General features: G+C 71.6%; 14 protein-coding genes and 1 pseudogene. 5 read left to right on the top strand and 10 right to left on the bottom strand.

Going from position 1 to position 17,532, the window contains the following annotated elements; translation table 11 throughout:
- The first annotated feature begins 113 nt into the window (after positions 1-113).
- On the top strand, positions 114-815 hold the full coding sequence (locus QCZ28_RS13285) for a response regulator transcription factor (protein WP_279516935.1): 702 nt from the start codon (positions 114-116) through the stop codon (positions 813-815).
- Positions 805-2,652 carry a HAMP domain-containing sensor histidine kinase gene (locus QCZ28_RS13280; protein ID WP_279516934.1) on the top strand — a complete coding sequence of 616 codons (1,848 nt, stop codon included), beginning with the start codon at positions 805-807 and terminating at the stop codon, positions 2,650-2,652. The genes QCZ28_RS13285 and QCZ28_RS13280 overlap by 11 nt, the downstream gene beginning before the upstream one ends.
- Before the next feature lie 83 nt (positions 2,653-2,735).
- Here QCZ28_RS13280 and QCZ28_RS13275 read toward each other — a convergent pair whose 3' ends face one another.
- Positions 2,736-3,899 carry an alkaline phosphatase PhoX gene (locus QCZ28_RS13275; protein ID WP_279516933.1) on the bottom strand — a complete coding sequence of 388 codons (1,164 nt, stop codon included), beginning with the start codon at positions 3,897-3,899 and terminating at the stop codon, positions 2,736-2,738.
- Between the two features lie 147 nt (positions 3,900-4,046).
- On the opposite strand from QCZ28_RS13275, the gene QCZ28_RS13270 reads away from it, so the two are divergent.
- Positions 4,047-5,642: an NAD(P)/FAD-dependent oxidoreductase gene (locus QCZ28_RS13270; RefSeq protein ID WP_279516932.1), complete on the top strand. Its 1,596-nt coding sequence runs from the start codon at positions 4,047-4,049 to the stop codon at positions 5,640-5,642.
- 116 nt (positions 5,643-5,758) lie between these two features.
- On the opposite strand, the gene QCZ28_RS13265 is transcribed toward QCZ28_RS13270, so the two are convergent.
- Complete coding sequence (locus QCZ28_RS13265; protein ID WP_279516931.1) at positions 5,759-7,339, bottom strand: Rieske 2Fe-2S domain-containing protein; 1,581 nt, start codon at positions 7,337-7,339, stop codon at positions 5,759-5,761.
- 270 nt (positions 7,340-7,609) lie between these two features.
- Between QCZ28_RS13265 and QCZ28_RS13260 the strand changes: the two genes are divergently transcribed.
- Positions 7,610-7,831, top strand: a complete 222-nt coding sequence (locus tag QCZ28_RS13260) for a DUF2631 domain-containing protein (protein ID WP_130408195.1) — start codon at positions 7,610-7,612, stop codon at positions 7,829-7,831.
- Between the two features lie 84 nt (positions 7,832-7,915).
- On the opposite strand, the gene QCZ28_RS13255 is transcribed toward QCZ28_RS13260, so the two are convergent.
- From QCZ28_RS13255 to QCZ28_RS13245, 3 genes are all read right to left on the bottom strand, one after another.
- Positions 7,916-9,076 carry a DivIVA domain-containing protein gene (locus QCZ28_RS13255; protein ID WP_279516930.1) on the bottom strand — a complete coding sequence of 387 codons (1,161 nt, stop codon included), beginning with the start codon at positions 9,074-9,076 and terminating at the stop codon, positions 7,916-7,918.
- 31 nt (positions 9,077-9,107) lie between these two features.
- On the bottom strand, positions 9,108-10,265 hold the full coding sequence (gene rlmN, locus QCZ28_RS13250) for a 23S rRNA (adenine(2503)-C(2))-methyltransferase RlmN (RefSeq protein ID WP_030335187.1): 1,158 nt from the start codon (positions 10,263-10,265) through the stop codon (positions 9,108-9,110).
- 104 nt (positions 10,266-10,369) lie between these two features.
- Positions 10,370-11,740: a phosphatidate cytidylyltransferase gene (locus QCZ28_RS13245; RefSeq protein WP_279516929.1), complete on the bottom strand. Its 1,371-nt coding sequence runs from the start codon at positions 11,738-11,740 to the stop codon at positions 10,370-10,372.
- A 381-nt stretch (positions 11,741-12,121) separates the two neighbouring features.
- On the opposite strand from QCZ28_RS13245, the gene QCZ28_RS13240 reads away from it, so the two are divergent.
- A complete protein-coding gene (locus QCZ28_RS13240) occupies positions 12,122-12,565 on the top strand; it encodes a hypothetical protein (RefSeq protein WP_279516928.1) in 444 nt (147 codons plus the stop codon).
- Between the two features lie 52 nt (positions 12,566-12,617).
- On the opposite strand, the gene frr is transcribed toward QCZ28_RS13240, so the two are convergent.
- The 5 genes and pseudogenes from frr to QCZ28_RS13215 form a co-directional block, all read right to left on the bottom strand.
- Positions 12,618-13,175, bottom strand: coding sequence for a ribosome recycling factor (gene frr, locus QCZ28_RS13235; protein ID WP_030335193.1), 558 nt, complete (start codon positions 13,173-13,175; stop codon positions 12,618-12,620).
- A gap of 79 nt (positions 13,176-13,254) precedes the next feature.
- Positions 13,255-14,022 carry a UMP kinase gene (gene pyrH / locus QCZ28_RS13230; protein ID WP_030335195.1) on the bottom strand — a complete coding sequence of 256 codons (768 nt, stop codon included), beginning with the start codon at positions 14,020-14,022 and terminating at the stop codon, positions 13,255-13,257.
- 161 nt (positions 14,023-14,183) lie between these two features.
- Positions 14,184-15,011 (bottom strand): translation elongation factor Ts, encoded by an 828-nt coding sequence (gene tsf, locus QCZ28_RS13225; RefSeq protein WP_030335198.1) that lies wholly within the window; start codon positions 15,009-15,011, stop codon positions 14,184-14,186.
- Positions 15,012-15,145: 134 nt separating this feature from the next.
- Positions 15,146-16,024: a 30S ribosomal protein S2 gene (gene rpsB, locus QCZ28_RS13220; protein ID WP_279516927.1), complete on the bottom strand. Its 879-nt coding sequence runs from the start codon at positions 16,022-16,024 to the stop codon at positions 15,146-15,148.
- A gap of 247 nt (positions 16,025-16,271) precedes the next feature.
- Positions 16,272-17,370: pseudogene (locus tag QCZ28_RS13215) on the bottom strand (hypothetical protein).
- Positions 17,371-17,532 lie beyond the last annotated feature (162 nt).

The raw sequence follows: 17,532 nt of genomic DNA, 5'->3' as shown, positions 1-17,532 counted from the left end.
GGCAGGCAGCTTCACGGCCAGCTGTCAGAGACCTGTCAGGAACCGATCGTCATCCGGTAGTGCCAGCTCAACGGCGTCGTCGGGGCCCACCGGGGGCACGTACAGTCGCTGCCGTGTGCGCGTATGTGCTGGTAGCCGAGGACGACCGGAAGCAGGCGGAGCTGGCCCGCCGGTACCTGGAACGCGAGGGACACGAGGTGGTCGTGGTGGCCGACGGTCGGGCCGCCCTGGAGCACATCCGGCAGCGGCCACCGGCGCTGCTCGTCCTCGACGTGATGATGCCGAAGGTCGACGGCCTGGACGTCTGTCGCATCCTGCGTCGGGAGTCCGACCTGCCGGTGCTGATGCTGACCGCCCGGTCGACCGAGGACGACCTGCTGCTCGGCCTCGACCTGGGCGCCGACGACTACATGACGAAGCCGTACAGCCCCCGTGAGCTGGTGGCCCGGGCCCGCAGCCTGCTGCGCCGGGGCCAGCGGACGGTGCAGCAGACCGACCCGGTGCTGCGCGTCGGCGCCGTGCACGTCGACCCGGTCCGCCACGAGGTACGCAGCGACGGCCGCCTCGTCGACTGCACACCCGGCGAGTTCCAACTGCTTCAGGCGATGGCCGCCCAGCCCGCCCGGGCGTTCACCCGCGACCAACTGCTGGGCTACCTGCACGGGTTCGACAGGTACATCACCAACCGGACCGTCGACGTGCACGTCATGAACCTGCGCCGCAAGATCGAGCCGAACCCGCGCAAGCCGGCCCGGCTGGTCACCGTGTACGGCGTCGGCTACAAGCTGGTCGAAGAGTCACCCCGTGTCGGATGAGGTTCCGCTGCGCCGCAGCCTGCTGCTCCGGCTGCTGGCGCTGGCCGTGCTCATCGCCGTCGGCTCGATCACCTCGACCGCGTGGCTGGCCGTCCGCACCACCACCGGGGCGATCCGGCAGGAGCAGGGGCAGGCGCTCGCCGACGACGCGCGCATCTACGACACTCTGCTCGCGTACGCGGCGACCCACCCGACCTGGGACGGAGTCGACGCCGCGGTGCGGACGCTCGCACGGGACGTGGGCCGGCGGATCGCCCTGACCACCGACAGCGGTGCGCCGATCGCGGACTCGGCACCCGGCGCGGGCCCGCTGCCGACAACGTCGGCCGCGACCGTCGACGCGCTCGCCGTCGACACCGCGGTGATGCAAGGTGCCGCCGTCCCGAACACCGCTGACGGTGGCACCAACCGCATCGACCCGCGCACCGCCGGGCCGTACCTGCTGCCGGCCGAGGAGCGCACCGCGCTGCGCGACAAGGCGGCCGAGGCCGTCCGGTGTCTGCGGCTGCGGGCCAGGATCGACGCCACCGTCGTGGACGGGCCCACCGGTCGCCCACGGATCGAGACCCCCGGCACCGACCTCAGCGACGACGCCACCTGCGGTCAGTCGAGAGCTGATCTCGCGGCCCGTACGGCCACCGAGGGCAAGGCGCTCGCCCAGCTCAACGCCCTGGTGAACACCTGCCTGGCCCGCCGACGCCTGCCCGCGGTGCAGGTGGATCTGGACTGGACCTGGACGAGGCAGCCGGCGGCCAGCGCACCGGACTCCCGGAGCGCGGCCGGCGTCGACCAGGAGCACAACCGGGCGATCAGCGCCTGCGTCGGCACCAGCCGACGCGAACAACTCCTCCCGTACGTCGCCCCGGCCGCGACCCTCTTCGTCACCGACCCGGGTGGTCGCCCGTCGAGCACCTTCGACCCCTCCCCCGCGAACCAGACCCGCATCATCGCGGTCGCCGGTCTCGTCCTGCTGGTGACCGTCGGCGTCACCGTTCTCGCCGGCATCCGGCTGACCCGCCCGCTGCACGCCCTGACCGGGGCGGCCCAGCGGATGCGCGACGGCGACGGTTCCGCCCGGGTCCGCGTCACCGGCCGCGACGAGATCGCCCGGCTGGCCGAGGTCTTCAACGACATGGCTGAGCGGCGGGAGCGGTTGGAGCAGCTGCGCCGGGCCATGGTCAGCGACATCGCGCACGAGATGCGGACGCCGGTGAGCAACATCCGGGGCTGGCTCGAAGCGGTCGAGGACGGCGTCGCGGCCCCCGACCGCAGGCTGCTCTCCTCGCTGCTGGAGGAGGCGACGCTGCTCCAGCACGTGATCAGCGATCTGCAGGACCTGGCCGAGGCCGACGCGGGCGCGCTGCGGCTGCACCGCGAACGGGTCTACCTCACCGACCTGCTCGCCCAGGTCGCGGAGGCGCACCGGGCCCAGGCCGACCGGGTCGGCGTCACCATCGGGGTACGCACCGAGGCCGACCCGCAGGTGGACGCCGACCCGGTACGGCTGCGCCAGGCCGTCGGCAACCTGGTGGCCAACGCGGTGCGGCACACCCCGTCGGGCGGGCGCGTGACGATCAGCGCCAGCGCGACCGGTGCCGAGGTCATCGTGTCGGTGGCCGACACCGGCAGCGGGATCAGCGCCGAGGACCTGCCCCGGGTCTTCGACCGCTTCTGGCGGGCGGACAAGTCCCGCAGCCGCCAGACCGGCGGCAGCGGCCTGGGCCTGGCCATCGTCCGCCAGCTCACCGAGGCCCACGGCGGCACCGTCACCGCCACCAGCACCCCCACCCAGGGCTCCACCTTCACCCTCCACCTACCCCACCCCCCACCCCCGTGATCAAGAGGTTTGCGTCAGTTTCACACCGTTCGCTCACGCAAACCTCTTGATCGACAGGGGGCGGTCATCGACGGCGGGTGGGGTCAGCGGCGGAAGGGGCCGTGGATCTCGTAAGTGATGCCGTTGGCGCCTGTCGAAGCACCGCTGGTGCCCCGCTGGGACGAGAAGTACAGGCGGGAGCCGTCCGGGGAAAAGGCCGGGCCGGTGATCTCCGATGACGACTGCCCAAGGATCCGCACGACGGGCGCCACCACTCCGGCCGGAGTGATGACATTGATTTCCATGTTGCCGCCGTCCTCGGCGACGTAGAGGTCACCGGCGGCGGTACCCGTGATGTTGTCCACGCCGCTCAGCGGTGCCCCGCCGGCCGGCACCAACGAGTCGTCGTACGCCAGGTCGAGACGCTGGTTGACCGCGTCGTACGCCCAGACCCGGTTGTCGCCCTTCGTGGTGAACCAGCAGGTGCCCCGGTCGTACCAGCAGCCCTCCCCACCGTCGAAGTGCTTCGCCGCGCCTACTTGGAGCCGGGTGGGGATCGGGAAACCGTCCCGGTCCGGCACGTCCCGCCAGGTGACCGGCCCGGCGACTTGGTCGGCCGGCGCGCAGAGCACCTGCACGCGACCGGTACGCAGATCGCCCCAGGTGTCCGGAACGAAGCGGTAGAAGCAGCCGTCGCCTTCGTCCTCGGTCAGGTAGACCACTCTGCGGTCCGGGTCGCAGGCTGCGGCCTCGTGGGTGAACCGACCCATCCGGGTCCGCTCCTCGCCCGACCGACTGCCGTCCGGCCACGTCTCGAACACCCGGCCGAGGGGCACCTCCTCGCAGGACAGCCACGTGCCCCAGGGGGTCGCGCCACCGGCGCAGTTGACGTTCGTACCGCCGAGAATCCGGTACGCCGATACGACCGACCCGTCGGCCGCGAAGCGCACCGCCGAAGCGCCGCCGACCAACGGGATCTCCGAGTTCGACACGTAGATCCAACCGTCGCCGGCCGGGAAGCAGGCCCCGCCGTCGGGCGCCCAGTGCCAGAGGTACGACGTCCCGGCGACCCGCTGCCCGGAACGGGCGATCACCCGGCTGGTGAACCCGGCCGGCAGTTGGATGCCGTTGGCATCGGCGGCCAACAGGTCCCCGTACGGGCCGGGGCCGGGCTGAGCGGGGGCGGCCAGCGCGGCGCCGGCCCAGAGGCTGCCGGAGAAGGCGGCCGCGCCGGCGACGGCGGAACGCAGGACGGTACGACGGTCCATCGGTGAACCTCCCGAAGTGGTCGATGTCCAACCGACGGTAGGACCCTGCCGGCATCGATCGCAGCCACTGCCCGATGAACGAGGGGTGACGGGTGGGCAGGCGCTGGGCTGACCGTCCCGGGCGTTTGCGGACTAGGGTGCGGTGGCATGAGCAGTGAGATTCCGGCTGGGGCCGACGTCGTGATCGTCGGTTCCGGGCACAACGGTCTGGTCTCCGCGGTCCTGCTGGCCCGTGCCGGCCTGGACGTCCTCGTGTTGGAGGCCGCCGACGTGATCGGCGGCGCGACCCGCACCGAGAATCCGTTCCCGAAGGTGCCGGGGCTGCGCCACTCCACCGGCTCGTACCTGCTCGGGCTGATGCCCCCGGAGCTGCTCGCCACGCTCGACGTGCGGATTCCGGTGCTGCGTCGCGACCCGCACTACTTCCTCCCCACCCCGGGCGGCCTCGGCTCGCCGTACCTGCTCTTCGGCACTGACACCGCCGCCACCCGGGCACAGCTCGCCGAGTTCTTCTCCCCCGCCGACGTGGCCGCCGACGACGCCATGCAGGCCGAGCTGGCCGCGCTGCGGGAGGACCTCGCGCCGGCCTGGCTGGCCGAGCCGCTGAGCGTCGAGGAGACCGCCGAGCGGTACGTCCGCCCGGCGCTGCGTGCGGTCTTCGTCGACCTTGTGCGGGGCTCGGTCGCCGACTACCTGGCCCGGTTCGAGTTCCGCTCGGAACTACTGGTCAGCATGTACGCGGTCACCGACGGCCTGTCCGGGCTCAACGCCGGCCCGGACGACCCGGGCACCGGCCACAACTTCCTCGTGCACAACATGTGCCGGCTGCCCGGATCCGGCGGCACCTGGATGATCGCCGAAGGTGGGATGGGCACCGTCTCGCGGACGTTCGCCGAGGCCGCGCGCGCCGCCGGGGCGACGATCCTGACCGGTACGCCGGTACGCGCGGTCACCCTGGACGGCGGCGCGGCGAGCGGAGTGGTGCTGGCCGACGGTCGGGAGGTCGCCGCCCGGGTGGTCCTCGGCGCGTGTGACCCGTACCGGCTGATGGACCTGTTGCCCGACGGCGCGCTCCCGGCGCGGCTCGGCGAACGGATGGCGGCGGTCCGCCGGCCCGGCACCACGCTCAAGCTCAACCTGGCGCTCACCGGGCTGCCCCGGTTCTCCTGCCTGCCGGACGGTACGCCGAGCCCGTTCGGCTCGACCATCCACCTGCTGCCCGGTTCGGCGTCACTGGTCGGCGGGGCGGAGGCGTCGCCGATGACCGCGCTGCGCGCGATGTGGGCGGACGTGCAGGCCGGGCGGCTGCCGGCGGAGCCCACCATCGAGTGGTACCTGCACACCACCGTCGACCCGTCGCTCTCCGACGCGGCCGGGCACCACTCGTCGGCGCTCTTCGTCCAGTCGGTCCCGTACGAGCTGGCCGGCACCACCTGGGACGCGGCGCTGCCCGGTTACGTCGACCGGCTGATCGGGATCGTCGAGCGGTACGCCCCCGGCACCGCCGACCTGATCGCCGACGCGGTGCCGTTGCCGCCACCCGGCATCGAGGCGCACTTCGGCATCACCGGCGGGCACATCCACCACGTCGACAACACGGTCTCGTTCACCGACCGGATGCCCTACGCCACCGGCATCGACGGCGTGTACGCCGGCAGCGCCGGCTGCCACCCGGCCGGCAGCGTCATCGGCGCAGCCGGCCACAACGCCGCCCGCCGAATCCTCAAAGACCTGTCGACCTAGCTCCTCCCAGGCCCCTCGTGCCGTTGATCATGAAGTTGTTGCCACGACACGCCGTCATGGCGGGCAACAACTTCATGATCAACCAGGCCGGGGCCGGGGCCGGGGGCGGGGCCGGGTTAGATCGCTGCTTCGCCGGCGGGGGCGGGGGTTTCGGCGTCTACGCGGTGGGCGCGCACCTTGTGGCCGACGCTCGTCAGGCAGCGGCCGCTGGGCAGGTCGAAGCGCCAGCCGTGCAGCTGGCAGGTGAGCTGGTCACCCTCGACGATGCCGAAGCGGGTCAGGTCCGCCTTCAGGTGCGGGCAGCGGCGCTGCACCACCCAGTCGCCCAACGTGATGTCCTCGGCGTCGGTGGTGCGCTCGTGCTCGTCGTACCAGCCCTCGGCGTACTGCAGCCGCTCCTCGGAGAGGCACTTGAAGAACGCGTAGACGAACTCGTTGTACTGGCCGATCCGGGCCGCCGAGAACCGGCAGGACAGGAAGAGCGAGTTGACCCAGTCCACCTCGTCGATGAAGAGCAGGTGCTCGATCAGCGACCGGTCGGTACGGAACCGGTAGCGGACCTTCTCCTCCGCGTACGGCCGGACCTCCTTGCCCGGGAAGTCCACCACGATCGACTCGACGCTCTCGCCGTCGTACCCCACCAGATCGAAGCGGACCGGGCCGCCGACCCCCTTGGCCAGGTAGATCGACTCGTCGAGCAGCGGCTCGATCCGACGCTTCATCTCCCCGAGCACGTCCACCTCGGGGTGCCGCCAGGACGCCTTCTCCGCCTCGATGATCGGGCGCTTGCGCTCCCGCATCTCCTCCAGGTGGGCGACCTTGTTCGCGAAGAACTCCTCCACCGGCACCGGGTGGGTGGTGCTCGCGCCCTCGGTGGTGACCTCGGCGACGCTGCCCGGCAGCAGCACGATCCCGTTGGTGCCGCCGACCTTGGCGTACTCCGACAGGAAGACGGACTGGTCGGGGAAGATGTTGCCCTCGTCGCCGTGGATGTCGTTGAACTGCCACAGCGCGTCGTCGAGGAAGCACGGCGGGCCGGCGATCGGGAAGACGTGCGACGCCTTCAGGTCGTCGATGTAGCGCCAGGTCCGGTCGAACTGCCGGTCCCGCTTCTGCTTGCCGAACGCGGTCTTCGCCGCCTGCGGCAGCTCGTAGACCATCGGGTACCAGATCGCGCCGGAGAACTGGAGCAGGTGTGCGTGCACGTGCCCCAACTCGGCGAAGACGCTCAGGTCGGTGGGGCGGGCGTCGTTCTGGTTGAGCAGCCGCACCCCGTCGTACTCCACCCAGAGCGACGAGTCGCCGATCGGCCCGTCGGTCGGGCTGGTCAACGCCTGAATCATGATCTTCAGGCCGCCGGGCAGCTCCACCACCTGCTCGTTGGGCGCCTTCAGGAACTTGGTGAAGCCCAGCGCCCGGAACTCGTCCTCCATCTCCGAGGTGGGGAACTCGGGGAGCAGGACGGTGGCGTCCTTGGAGACGAAGTCCCGCAGGTGCTTCGCGTCGAAGTGGTCCCGGTGCAGGTGGGAGACGTACAGGTAGTCGACCTGACCCAGGCTCTCCCAGTCCAACAGCGAGTTGTCCGGGAAAGGGAACCACGAGGCGAAGTAGGCCGGGTTGACCCACGGGTCGCACAGGATGCTGCCCGCAGCCGTGTCGATCCGCATGCTGGCGTGCCCGGTTCCGGTCACTCGCACCGCACAGTCCCCCTCAAACAGACAATCAGGTGTACGCCAAACGCTACCGGAGCGAGTCTGACCACCGCCCCGCGACGCCGGTAGTGCCGTTCGGCCCGCCCGCAACAGGCCGCCCGCCCCCTCGCCTCCCACGCCCCGTAGGCGGCCTTCGACAGCTCCCGGCTCTCCCCGCGAGTCATGCCGTTCCCTCAACTGGCCGGACCCTGCGCCGGGCCTGACGCAAGGCGTGCCAGACTAACGAAAGATCCGATCGCGAGGGAAGGACCGACAGTGGCAGGAAGCGAGCCGGTAACGTCGCCAGACCAGCACAAGCCCGGGCACCGCAAGGCCGGGCAGATCGGCGCCGTGCTGTCCGCACTGGCGCTGCTGGCGATGATCTGCGGCAACCACGAGGGCAGGGTCGAGGACATCTGGCTGATCGGCCTGGCCGCGCTGCTGCTGATCATCGTGATCGGCGACATCGTGCTGCGGCGCAACGGTCTGCGCTCCTGACCCGACCCACCGCCGGACGCCGGCCGAGAACGCCGAGGGCCCGCCCCCACCCGGGGGACGGGCCCTCGTCCGTACGCGTCGGGGTCAGCGCCCGAAGAGGATGTCCTGCACGTCCTTGAGCGCGGCGTCGACCTCGGCCTCGAAGTAGCCACCCGGCACCAGGCCGAACCGGAGCGTGTCCAGGTCCTTCGGGTCGACCGGCATCGGGTTGCGCCGCTGCATGCCACCGAGCAGCGTCTCGAAGAACCGGTCCACCTGGTCGGGGTCGTACCCGCTGCCAAAGCGGCGCACCTGGAAACTACGGCGGATCTGGTCGACCCGGTACAGGTCGCTGCCGGGCGGACCAGCCATCGGGGGGCCACCCATGGGCGGGCCACCCATCGGCGGGCCGGCGACCGCTGGCGGGCCGGCCATCGGCGGGCCACCCATGCCCTGCTGCGGCAGCGGAGGCGGACCGGCCGGACCACGGCGCATGTCGCGCAGGTCCCGCTCCGGCATCCGGATCTCGGCGGTCATGTCGGTGCGACCGTGCCGTCCGGCCTCGAAGCCGTCGAAGCGCGGCTCCTCCGGCGGCGGCGGATAACCGCCGGGCGCGCGCTGGTCGTCGGGGCCGTACCCGCCACGCTGGTCGTCCGGGCCGTACCCAGCAGGCCCACGCTGGTCGTCCGGGCCGTACCCACTGGGGCCGGCGGGCAGGCCGCGCTGCGGCATGCCGTGGCCGCCCATCGGGCCGGGGCCCATCGGGCCACCGGGGCCCATCGGAGGGCCGGCCGGGCCACGCGGCGCGTCGTAACCACCGCCGCGAGGGGCGTCGTACCCACCGGCGAAGGCACCGGTCGGCTCGTCGTAGCGACCGTAGGGCGGGCCGGCCTGCGCGGGCATCGGCCGGGGCGGCATCGGCTGCGGAACCATGCCCCGGTCATCACGCATCGGCGGCCCCATCCGGTCCGGTGGGCCCATCCGGTCACCCATCCGGGGGTCGGCACCGCGCCCGGCGCTGTTGCGCTCCTCCAGCTCGGCCAGCTGCCGCTCGACCCGGTCCAGGTGGAGGTCGACCTGCCACTCGTCATAGCCGTTGAAGCGGACCCGGAAGACGACGTCGTGAACCTCCTGGGAGGCCACCGGGGCGCCGACCTGTCGGCCGTCGAGCGTCGCCTCGACCCGGTCGAGGAAGGCATCCACCTCGTCGACCTTGTATCCCCGGCGGAGCGCCTTGCGCCGGAAACGCTGACCCTGACTCGCCACTATGTCTCCTGGTCTCGTTCGCCACGCCCGGTCACGCCGGTGCCTCTCCGGCGCGGTCGGTGAAGGTGTCGTTGTCCTCGGCGGCGGCGAGCTGGCCACACGCGCCGTCGATCTCGCGGCCCCGGGTGTCCCGAACTGTGGTGGACACCCCGGCCTCGCGCAACCGCCGGACGAACTCCCGCTCGACCGGCTTCGGGCTCGCGTCCCAGCGGCTGCCCGGCGTCGGATTGAGCGGAATGAGGTTCACATGGGCCAACTTGCCGGCCAGCAGCCGACCGAGCAGGTCGGCTCGCCACGGCTGGTCGTTCACGTCCTTGATCATCGCGTACTCGATCGACACGCGGCGGCCCGTCCGGGCGGCGTAGTCCCACGCTGCGTCCAGCACCTCGGCTACCTTCCAGCGCTGGTTTACCGGCACGAGTTCGTCGCGCAGATCATCATCGGGCGCGTGCAACGACAACGCAAGGGTCACTGAGAGGTCTTCGCTGGCCAGTCGGCGGATGGCAGGAACCAGGCCGACCGTGGAAACGGTGATGTGCCGCTGGGACAGACCGAGCCCCTCCGGAGCCGGGCTGACCAGCCGACGGATCGCCGCGATCACCCGGTTGTAGTTGGCCAGCGGCTCGCCCATGCCCATGAAGACGACGCGCGACAGCCTCGGCGGGGAGCCGGCCACCACACCGGAGGCGGCCACCCCGGCCATGTACACCGCCTGGTCGACGATCTCCGCCGTCGACAGGTTGCGGGTCAGCCCCGCCTGGCCGGTCGCGCAGAACGGACAGGCCATGCCACACCCCGCCTGGCTGGAGATGCAGACGGTCACCCGGTCCGGATAGCCCATCAGCACGCTCTCCACCAGCGCACCGTCGTGCAGCCGCCAGAGCGCCTTGCGGGTGGCGCCGTCGTCGCAGGCCAACTCGCGCACCGGGGTGAGCAACGGCGGCAGCAACTGGTCGGCCAGCCGCTCCCGGGTCGCCGCGGGCAGATCGGTCATCGCCTGCGGGTCGCGGACCAGCCGCCCGAAGTAGTGGTTGGAGACCTGCTTGGCGCGGAAGGCCGGCTCCCCCAACCCGGTAACCAGCGCCTGGCGGCCGGCCAGGTCCAGGTCAGCGAGGTGCTGAGGGGGCATGGAGGCCCGGCGCGCGGCGGGGGCGACCGAGGTGGCGGGGATCAAAGGCAGGCTCGTCATGGCTGGTCCAGTGTGTCACGCCGTCGGCGGCGGGCGCCGGTCCGGAGGTGTCGAACGGGGCGCGACCACCGGAGCCGGATGACCGGGTAGCCGTGATTCATACCTCAGCCAACCACCGGCACGAGGACCGCCAACAGCAGGTAGGCCGTCGGCACCGCGAACAGGATCGAGTCCAGTCGGTCCATCAGACCGCCGTGGCCGGGCAGCAGGTTGCTCATGTCCTTCACGCCGAGATCCCGCTTGATCATCGACTCGGCCAGGTCGCCGAGGACCGCCGCGCAGGACACGGCCACCCCGAACAGCGCACCCCACCAGGGGGCCACCTCGAACATCAGCCACAGCAGCAACGCGCTGCCCACTGCCGCCGCGGTGACCGAGCCGGCGAAGCCCTCCCAGGACTTCTTCGGGCTGATCGACGGGGCCATCGGGTGCTTGCCGAAGGAGACGCCGGCCGCGTACCCACCGGTGTCCGAGAGGACCACCCCGATCAGGGTGGCCAGGATGCGCAGCCGGCCGTCGTCGGGGGCCGCCGCCAACAACGCCGCGAAACCGGCCAGGAACGGCACGTAGACGGCGATCAGGGTGGCGGCGGTGAGATCCCGCTGGAAGCCGGCCGGCCCGTCACCCAACCGCCAGATCATGGTGCCCAGCACCGTGACCAGCAGCCCCAGGCTGAGCGCGTCCGGGCCGGCGAACCAGGCCAGCCCCACCGTCAACACGCCACCGGCGATCAGCGGCACCAGCGGCGGGTGCGCGCCGCTGCGTCGGACCGCCCGGGCCATCTCCCAGATGCCGACCGCGACCGCTGCGGCGATCACCGGCAGGAACGCCAACGGGTAGACGACCAGCGGCACCACGATCAGCGCGCCGAGGCCGAGCCCCACCCCGATCGCCGCGGGAAGATTGCGCCCGGCGCGCCCGGTGCCCACCTGCTGGGTGGCCGGTCGGTCGAGGCTGGCCCGACGTCGCCCCTTCGGCCGCCGACCGGTCGTCGGCGCCTCGTCCGGCACCACCTCGGCCCGGACGGGCTCGAGCAGCTCGGTCGGGTACCCCGGGTCGTCGACACCGGCGGGAGGGCCGTCGACACGGCCCGGCTCGTCGAAGCGCCCACGATCCGGGCCGTCGTACCGGGGCGGCCCTTCGCCGGCGGCGGGAGGACGATCGAGGTACCGGTCGCCACGGCCCCGGTCGTCGTACCGGTCGGGCTGGTTACGGTCGTCGAACCGAACATGCCGGTCGCGGTCGTCGAAGCGGTCGTCCGGACGGGCCGGGCGGCCACGCTCGTCGTACGGGTCAGCGGGGCGCGGGTCGGCGTACGGCCGGGCGTGCGGCTCGGCGTACAGCTCCGGGCCGGCGGCCGGACGGCGGCTCCACTGGCCGGCCTCCAGCTCCTGGTCCGGCCACGGTAGCGCCACCGGGCGCTCCGGCCGGTCCCAGCCGCGAGGCTCACTGCCGTAGGGGTCGGGGTGGGACATCACGCACCGCGACGCGGCACGAGAACCACCACATGACGCAAGACCACAAGCATCCCCTACACGTGCGATGTTCCTCCGATTGACCGCCCCGACGGTCGGTCGATCCCCGGTGTTCACCACCCGGTGGCCGGGAATCCTGCCGAGCCTACTGCACACACCGGACCGGCACGGCGGACGAGGCACGCCGACCGACCCCACCCCTCGCCGCCGGGCCGTGGCCAGCGACGCACACCCGTCCGGTACGACAGGCCGCAGACGATCCGCAGCCGTCGATCCGACTTGTCCGGTGCTCGATCGACTACTGAGCCGCCACCGTGGGCGTGGTCCGCTGGTGGGGCGCCGGCACCCGTCGGCGCGTCCGCACGGGGGAAGGGCACTCACATGTACAAGTTCGGTCTCGCGGTGCTGACCGTGGCCGCCATGGTCCTGGCGGCGGCGTCACCGGCCGCCGCCAGCACGACACAGACCCGGATCACCATCGACCGCCACGCCAGCGAGCTGTTCCCGTTCGAGCCGCCCGCCGGCGAGCCGGGCGTGACGTACCCGGCCACGTCGGTCACCGCCACCGCCAGCAACTGCCCGGCCGGCTTCGTCCTCATGTCGGCGTCGCTGGTGCAGGACGACCTGCCGACCCTCTGGGCCACCGGGGGACGCGGCGCCGGCGAGGTCGTCTGTGACGGCGGCACGGTCGAACTCTCGATGGCGTTCGCCCGCATCGCTCCGGCGCTGCACCCCGGCCGGGCAACCGCCCACTTCTCGCTGCGTGACGCCGACACCGGCGAGCAGTTCGCCGAGCGCACCAGGACCGTCTGGATTCCCTGCTGACCGACGGCACGAGGCCCGTTCCCGACGTCGGGAACGGGCCTCGGAGCATGCGTCACACCTCGAGCAGCTCGGTTTCCTTGTGCTTCACCAGGTCGTCGATGGTGGCCACGTAGCGCTGGGTCAGGTCGTCGAGTTCCTTCTCGGCGCGGCGGCCGTCGTCCTCGCCGGCCTCGCCGTCCTTGACGATCCGGTCCAGCTCCTCCTTGCCACGGCGGCGGACGTTGCGGATCGCCACCTTGGCCTCCTCGCCCTTGTGCCGAGCCACCTTGATCATGTCGCGGCGGCGTTCCTCGGTCATCTGCGGGAGCAGGATGCGCAGCTGGGTGCCCTCGTTGTTCGGGTTCACCCCGAGGTCCGAGTCGCGGATCGCCTTCTCCATCGCGTTGATCTGCGAGTTGTCGTACGGCTTGATGACGGCCATCCGCGGCTCGGGGACCGCGATGGACGCCATCTGCGTCAGCGGCGTGGGCGTGCCGTAGTAGTCGATGATGACCTTGGAGAACATGGCGGCGTTGGCGCGACCGGTACGGATGGCGCCGAACTCCTCCTTGGCGTGCTCAACCGCACGGTCCATCTTTTCCTCGGCCTCGAGGAGGGTGTCGTCGATCACCGGTCTCCTCGCCTCCTTCTGTGCTCGTCGTGGGCTCTGCTGAAAGTCGTCAGACCGCTGCCGTCGCCGTCCGCGGGACTCAGGCGGTGATCAGGGTGCCGATCTTGTCGCCACCCACCGCGCGGATGATGGTGTCGTCACCCTGCGCGCCGAAGACCAGCATCGGCAGGCCGTTCTCCATGCAGAGGCTGAACGCCGCCGCGTCGGCCACCCGCAGGTTGCGGCGCAGCACCTCGGAGAAGGTGATCGAGTCGAGCTTGCTGGCGGTGGGGTCGATCCGTGGGTCGGCGGTGTAGACGCCGTCCACGCCGTTCTTGCTCATCAGCACCACGTCGGCCCGGATCTCCAGCGCCCGCTGGGCGGCCACCGTGTCGGTGGAGAAGTACGGCATCCCGGCGCCGGCGCCGAAGATGACCACGCGGCCCTTCTCCAGGTGCCGGATGGCGCGCAGCGGGATGTACGGCTCGGCGACCTGGGCCATCGTGATGGCGCTCTGCACCCGGGTCTCGATGCCCTCCTTCTCCAGGAAGTCCTGGAGGGCCAGGCAGTTCATCACGGTGCCGAGCATGCCCATGTAGTCGGCGCGGGCCCGGTCCATCCCACGCTTCTGCAGCTCGGCGCCGCGGAAGAAGTTGCCCCCGCCGACCACCACGGAGACCTGCACACCGCGGCGGACCACTGTGGCGATCTGCCGGGCGATGGCCTGGACGACGTCCGGGTCGACGCCGATCGCGCCGCCACCGAAGACCTCACCGGAGAGCTTCAGCACCACCCGGCGGGCACGCCCCGGCGGCGGTGCCGTCGGATCGTCCAGCTCCAGCGTCCGGTCACTCACAACCTGCGTCATCCGCCCCGCCCTTCCCCACGCGCACGCCCCGTGCGGCGCGTACCGCGAACCTGCCGCTGCCGACCCTATGTGACGAGGAGGCCGCGGTGCCTGTCACGTACACCGGCGGCCTCCTCGCTGACGTCTTCTGCCCACGGGCGCGCGCGGCGCCCGGTGGCGGCTCAGGCCTGGCCGACCTCGAACCGCACGAAGCGGGTGACCTCGATGCCGGCCTCGGCCAGCAGCTGCTTCACCGACTTCTTGTTGTCGGCCACCGACGCCTGCTCGACCAGGACGAAGTCCTTGAAGAAGGAGTTCACCCGACCCTCGACGATCTTCGGCAGGGCCGCCTCGGGCTTGTTCTCCTCGCGGGCGGTCTGCTCGGCGATGCGCCGCTCGGACTCGACGACCTCCGCCGGAACCTCGTCCCGGGTGAGGTACTTCGGCCGCATCGCGGCGATCTGCATGGCCACACCACGGGCGTCGGCGTCGCCGGCCTCGTCGCTCTTGCCGGTGTACGACACCAGCACGCCGACGGCCGGCGGCAGGTCCTGGGCCTTGCGGTGCAGGTAGATGGCGATGGTGCCCTCGACCCGGGCGAACCGGTTGAGCACCAGCTTCTCGCCGATCTTGGCGGACTGCTCCTGGATCAGGTCCGCGACGACCTTGCCGTCGAGCTCGGTGGCGAGCAGCTCCTCGGCGGAGTTCACGCCGGAGCGGTCACCGTGCTCGACCAGCTGCTGGGCCAGCGCGATGAACGAGTCGGTCTTGGCGACGAAGTCGGTCTCGCAGTTCAGCTCGAGCAGCGACTTGCCGGAGTGGGCGACCAGGCCGTTCGCGGCCGTGCGGCCGGCCCGCTTGCCGACGTCCTTGGCGCCCTTGACGCGCAGGATCTCGACGGCCTTGTCGAAGTCGCCCTCGGCCTCGGTCAGCGCCTTCTTGCTGTCCATCATGCCGGCGCCGGTGAGGTCGCGGAGCTTCTTGACGTCCGCGGCGGTGATTTGGGACATGGCTCTCTCTTCGGTGTTGAGACGGCGTGTGGATGGTCAGAGGTGCCGGTTACCCGGATCCGGGCGGATCGTGCCCGGCGTACCGTCGCTGCCCGCCGTCCGCGAAAACGGACGGCGGGGCAGCGACGGTGCGATCACTCCGCGGTGGCGGTCGCCGGCTGCTCGGTGGCGGCCTGCGCCGGCTGCTCCGGGGTGGCGGGCTGCTCGGCCGGGGCGGCCGACTCGTCGGCCTTCTTCGGCTCGAGCAGCTCGCGCTCCCACTCGGTCAGCGGCTCGTCGCTCGCGACGCCCTCGGGCTTCTCGTCGTTGCCCCGGCGACGGCCGGAACGCGCGATCAGACCATCCGCGACGGCGGCGGCGACGACCTTGGTCAGCAGCTCGGCCGAGCGGATCGCGTCGTCGTTACCCGGGATCGGGAAGTCGACCTCGTCCGGGTCGCAGTTGGTGTCCAGCACCGCGATGACCGGGATGCCCAGCTTGCGGGCCTCGTCGACGGCGATGTGCTCCTTCTTGGTGTCGACGATCCACACCGCGGCGGGAAGCTTCTGCATGTCCCGCAGACCACCGAGGGTGCGGGTCAGCTTGATCTTCTCGCGGGAGAGCTGCAGGGTCTCCTTCTTGGTGTAACCGGCGGCGGTGCCGCTCAGGTCACCCAGACCCTCCAGCTCCTTCATCCGCTGCAGCCGCTTGTACACGGTCTGGAAGTTGGTCAGCATGCCACCGAGCCAGCGGTGGTTGACGTACGGCTGGCCGACCCGGGTCGCCTGCTCGGCGATCGCCTCCTGGGCCTGCTTCTTGGTGCCGACGAACAGGATGCTGCCACCCTCGGCGACGGTCCCACGCACGAACTCGTACGCCTTCTCGATGTACTCGAGGGTCTGGCGCAGGTCGATGATGTAGATGCCGTTGCGCTCGGTCATGATGAAGCGCTTCATCTTCGGGTTCCAGCGCCGGGTCTGGTGCCCGAAGTGGACACCGCTCTCCAGCAGCTGACGCATGGTCACGACGGCCATGGTTGGGGTACTCCTCAAGGTCCCTGGTTGTCACGCCCGGCCGGTGGCCGGGCGTCCTGGCGCCTGGTCGCCGGCCCATGGTGGGCCCGATCAAGATCGGGACCAGGGAGGCCGTCGCTCCACGACGATTCGTGAAGAGGGCGCGCGAGGTCGACCGCACGAGGCGGTCGCCAGTTGGCCAGTGTACGCCCTTCGCCCGTTCAGCCGCCCCGGGGTGCGCGGGGCGCCGCCCCGGGCCGCAGGACGGTCAGCCGGCGGCGAGCGCGGCGGCCACGAAGAGCACCAGACCGACGGTCAGGTAGGCCGTCGGCGGGCGGAGCCAGCCGCGACCGTTGTCGGAGAGCGCCAGACCTCCGGTTCGTAGCCCGTACAGCCCGGTCGCGAAGATCGGCAGGCCGGCGACCAGGGCGATGCCCACCACCACGTTCCCGGCGTCCACCGGGTCGCCGGTCACGCCCGCGAGCAGCACCCGCAGCGCGGGGACCTCGAAGATCAACACCAGCAGGGTGAAGAGTACGGCCAGCACCGGTCGGCGGGTCCGGTAGACGCCGTCGGCGGCCGGCGGGTACACCGGCGGCTCGGCAGCGGGCAGGTCGGGCCGGGGGCCGATCCCCGGCATCGGGCCGGTCGGCATCTCCAGCGGGTGCGGCGGGTCGCCACCACCCCGGGCCGGCTCGATGATCGGGTACCCGGTGAGCGGGGCGGGACGAGCCTGGTCGGCGAGCACCCCGGCCGGCGACGCGGTGTCGCGGGCGGTCTCCGACGTGGTGTTCGCCAGCGGGGTCTCGACGGCGGCCGGTTCCCGGGCGGCCCGACGACCGGGCAGTTCACCGGAGATCTCCGACGGGTCCCGGTCCGCCCTGCGCGAACGGGTCGCCCGGTATCCGTCGGACTCGGACCGGGCGTCACCGAGGGGGTCCACCGCGCCGAAGCGTCCGGAGTCGTTCTCCACCGCCCCGAACCGCCCGGACTGGGCGTCGACCGCCGGGAAGCGGCCCGAGTCCCGCTCCGGGGTGCCGAAACGGCCCTGGTCCACGGCGCTCAGGCGACCCGGGTCCGGCTCCGGCGAGCCGCCGAAACGGCTCGCGTCCACCGCGCCGAAGCGCCCCGAGTCCGGCTCCCGGCGGCGGCCGACACCGGTGTCCTCGACGGATCGGGCGTCCTCCGCGCCCCGCTGGTCGGGAATCTCGCCGTCCCGGTACCGCGGTTCGCCCGCGCCGCGCCACTCCGACTCGCCGTAACCGCGACCCCGCTCGTCGGGGTACCAGCGCGACTCCTGATCTTCCGGAAAACTCCGTCGTCCGTCCACGTCAGGCACCGTATGCGACCGGACACGCCCGCGCCATTTCAGCCCGGCCGTCAGTGCCGCCGATCAACCGTGAGGCGGGGTACGAATGGTGATCGGCTGGTGAAAACAGGTCGGCGACACCGCTAGCACAGCGTCGGCATGATCGTTTGACTGTCCACAGCGCACCCGTTGTCCACAGCGGGGCCGCCGCCGGGTCGCG

It is taken from the genome of Micromonospora sp. DH14, from assembly GCF_029809455.1.
GTDB classification, from domain to species: Bacteria; Actinomycetota; Actinomycetes; order Mycobacteriales; family Micromonosporaceae; genus Micromonospora; species Micromonospora parva.
This window is presented reverse-complemented; position numbering and strand designations above follow the sequence as displayed.

Bases quoted from the DNA above. Each gene is read 5' to 3' on its own strand.
- QCZ28_RS13275 (WP_279516933.1), bottom strand. From the start codon at position 3,899: ATGGACCGTCGTACCGTCCTGCGTTCCGCCGTCGCCGGCGCGGCCGCC.
- QCZ28_RS13270 (WP_279516932.1), top strand. From the start codon at position 4,047: ATGAGCAGTGAGATTCCGGCTGGGGCCGACGTCGTGATCGTCGGTTCC.
- rlmN (WP_030335187.1), bottom strand. From the start codon at position 10,265: ATGACGAGCCTGCCTTTGATCCCCGCCACCTCGGTCGCCCCCGCCGCG.
- QCZ28_RS13245 (WP_279516929.1), bottom strand. From the start codon at position 11,740: ATGTCCCACCCCGACCCCTACGGCAGTGAGCCTCGCGGCTGGGACCGG.
- QCZ28_RS13240 (WP_279516928.1), top strand. From the start codon at position 12,122: ATGTACAAGTTCGGTCTCGCGGTGCTGACCGTGGCCGCCATGGTCCTG.
- pyrH (WP_030335195.1), bottom strand. From the start codon at position 14,022: ATGACGCAGGTTGTGAGTGACCGGACGCTGGAGCTGGACGATCCGACG.
- tsf (WP_030335198.1), bottom strand. From the start codon at position 15,011: ATGTCCCAAATCACCGCCGCGGACGTCAAGAAGCTCCGCGACCTCACC.
- rpsB (WP_279516927.1), bottom strand. From the start codon at position 16,024: ATGGCCGTCGTGACCATGCGTCAGCTGCTGGAGAGCGGTGTCCACTTC.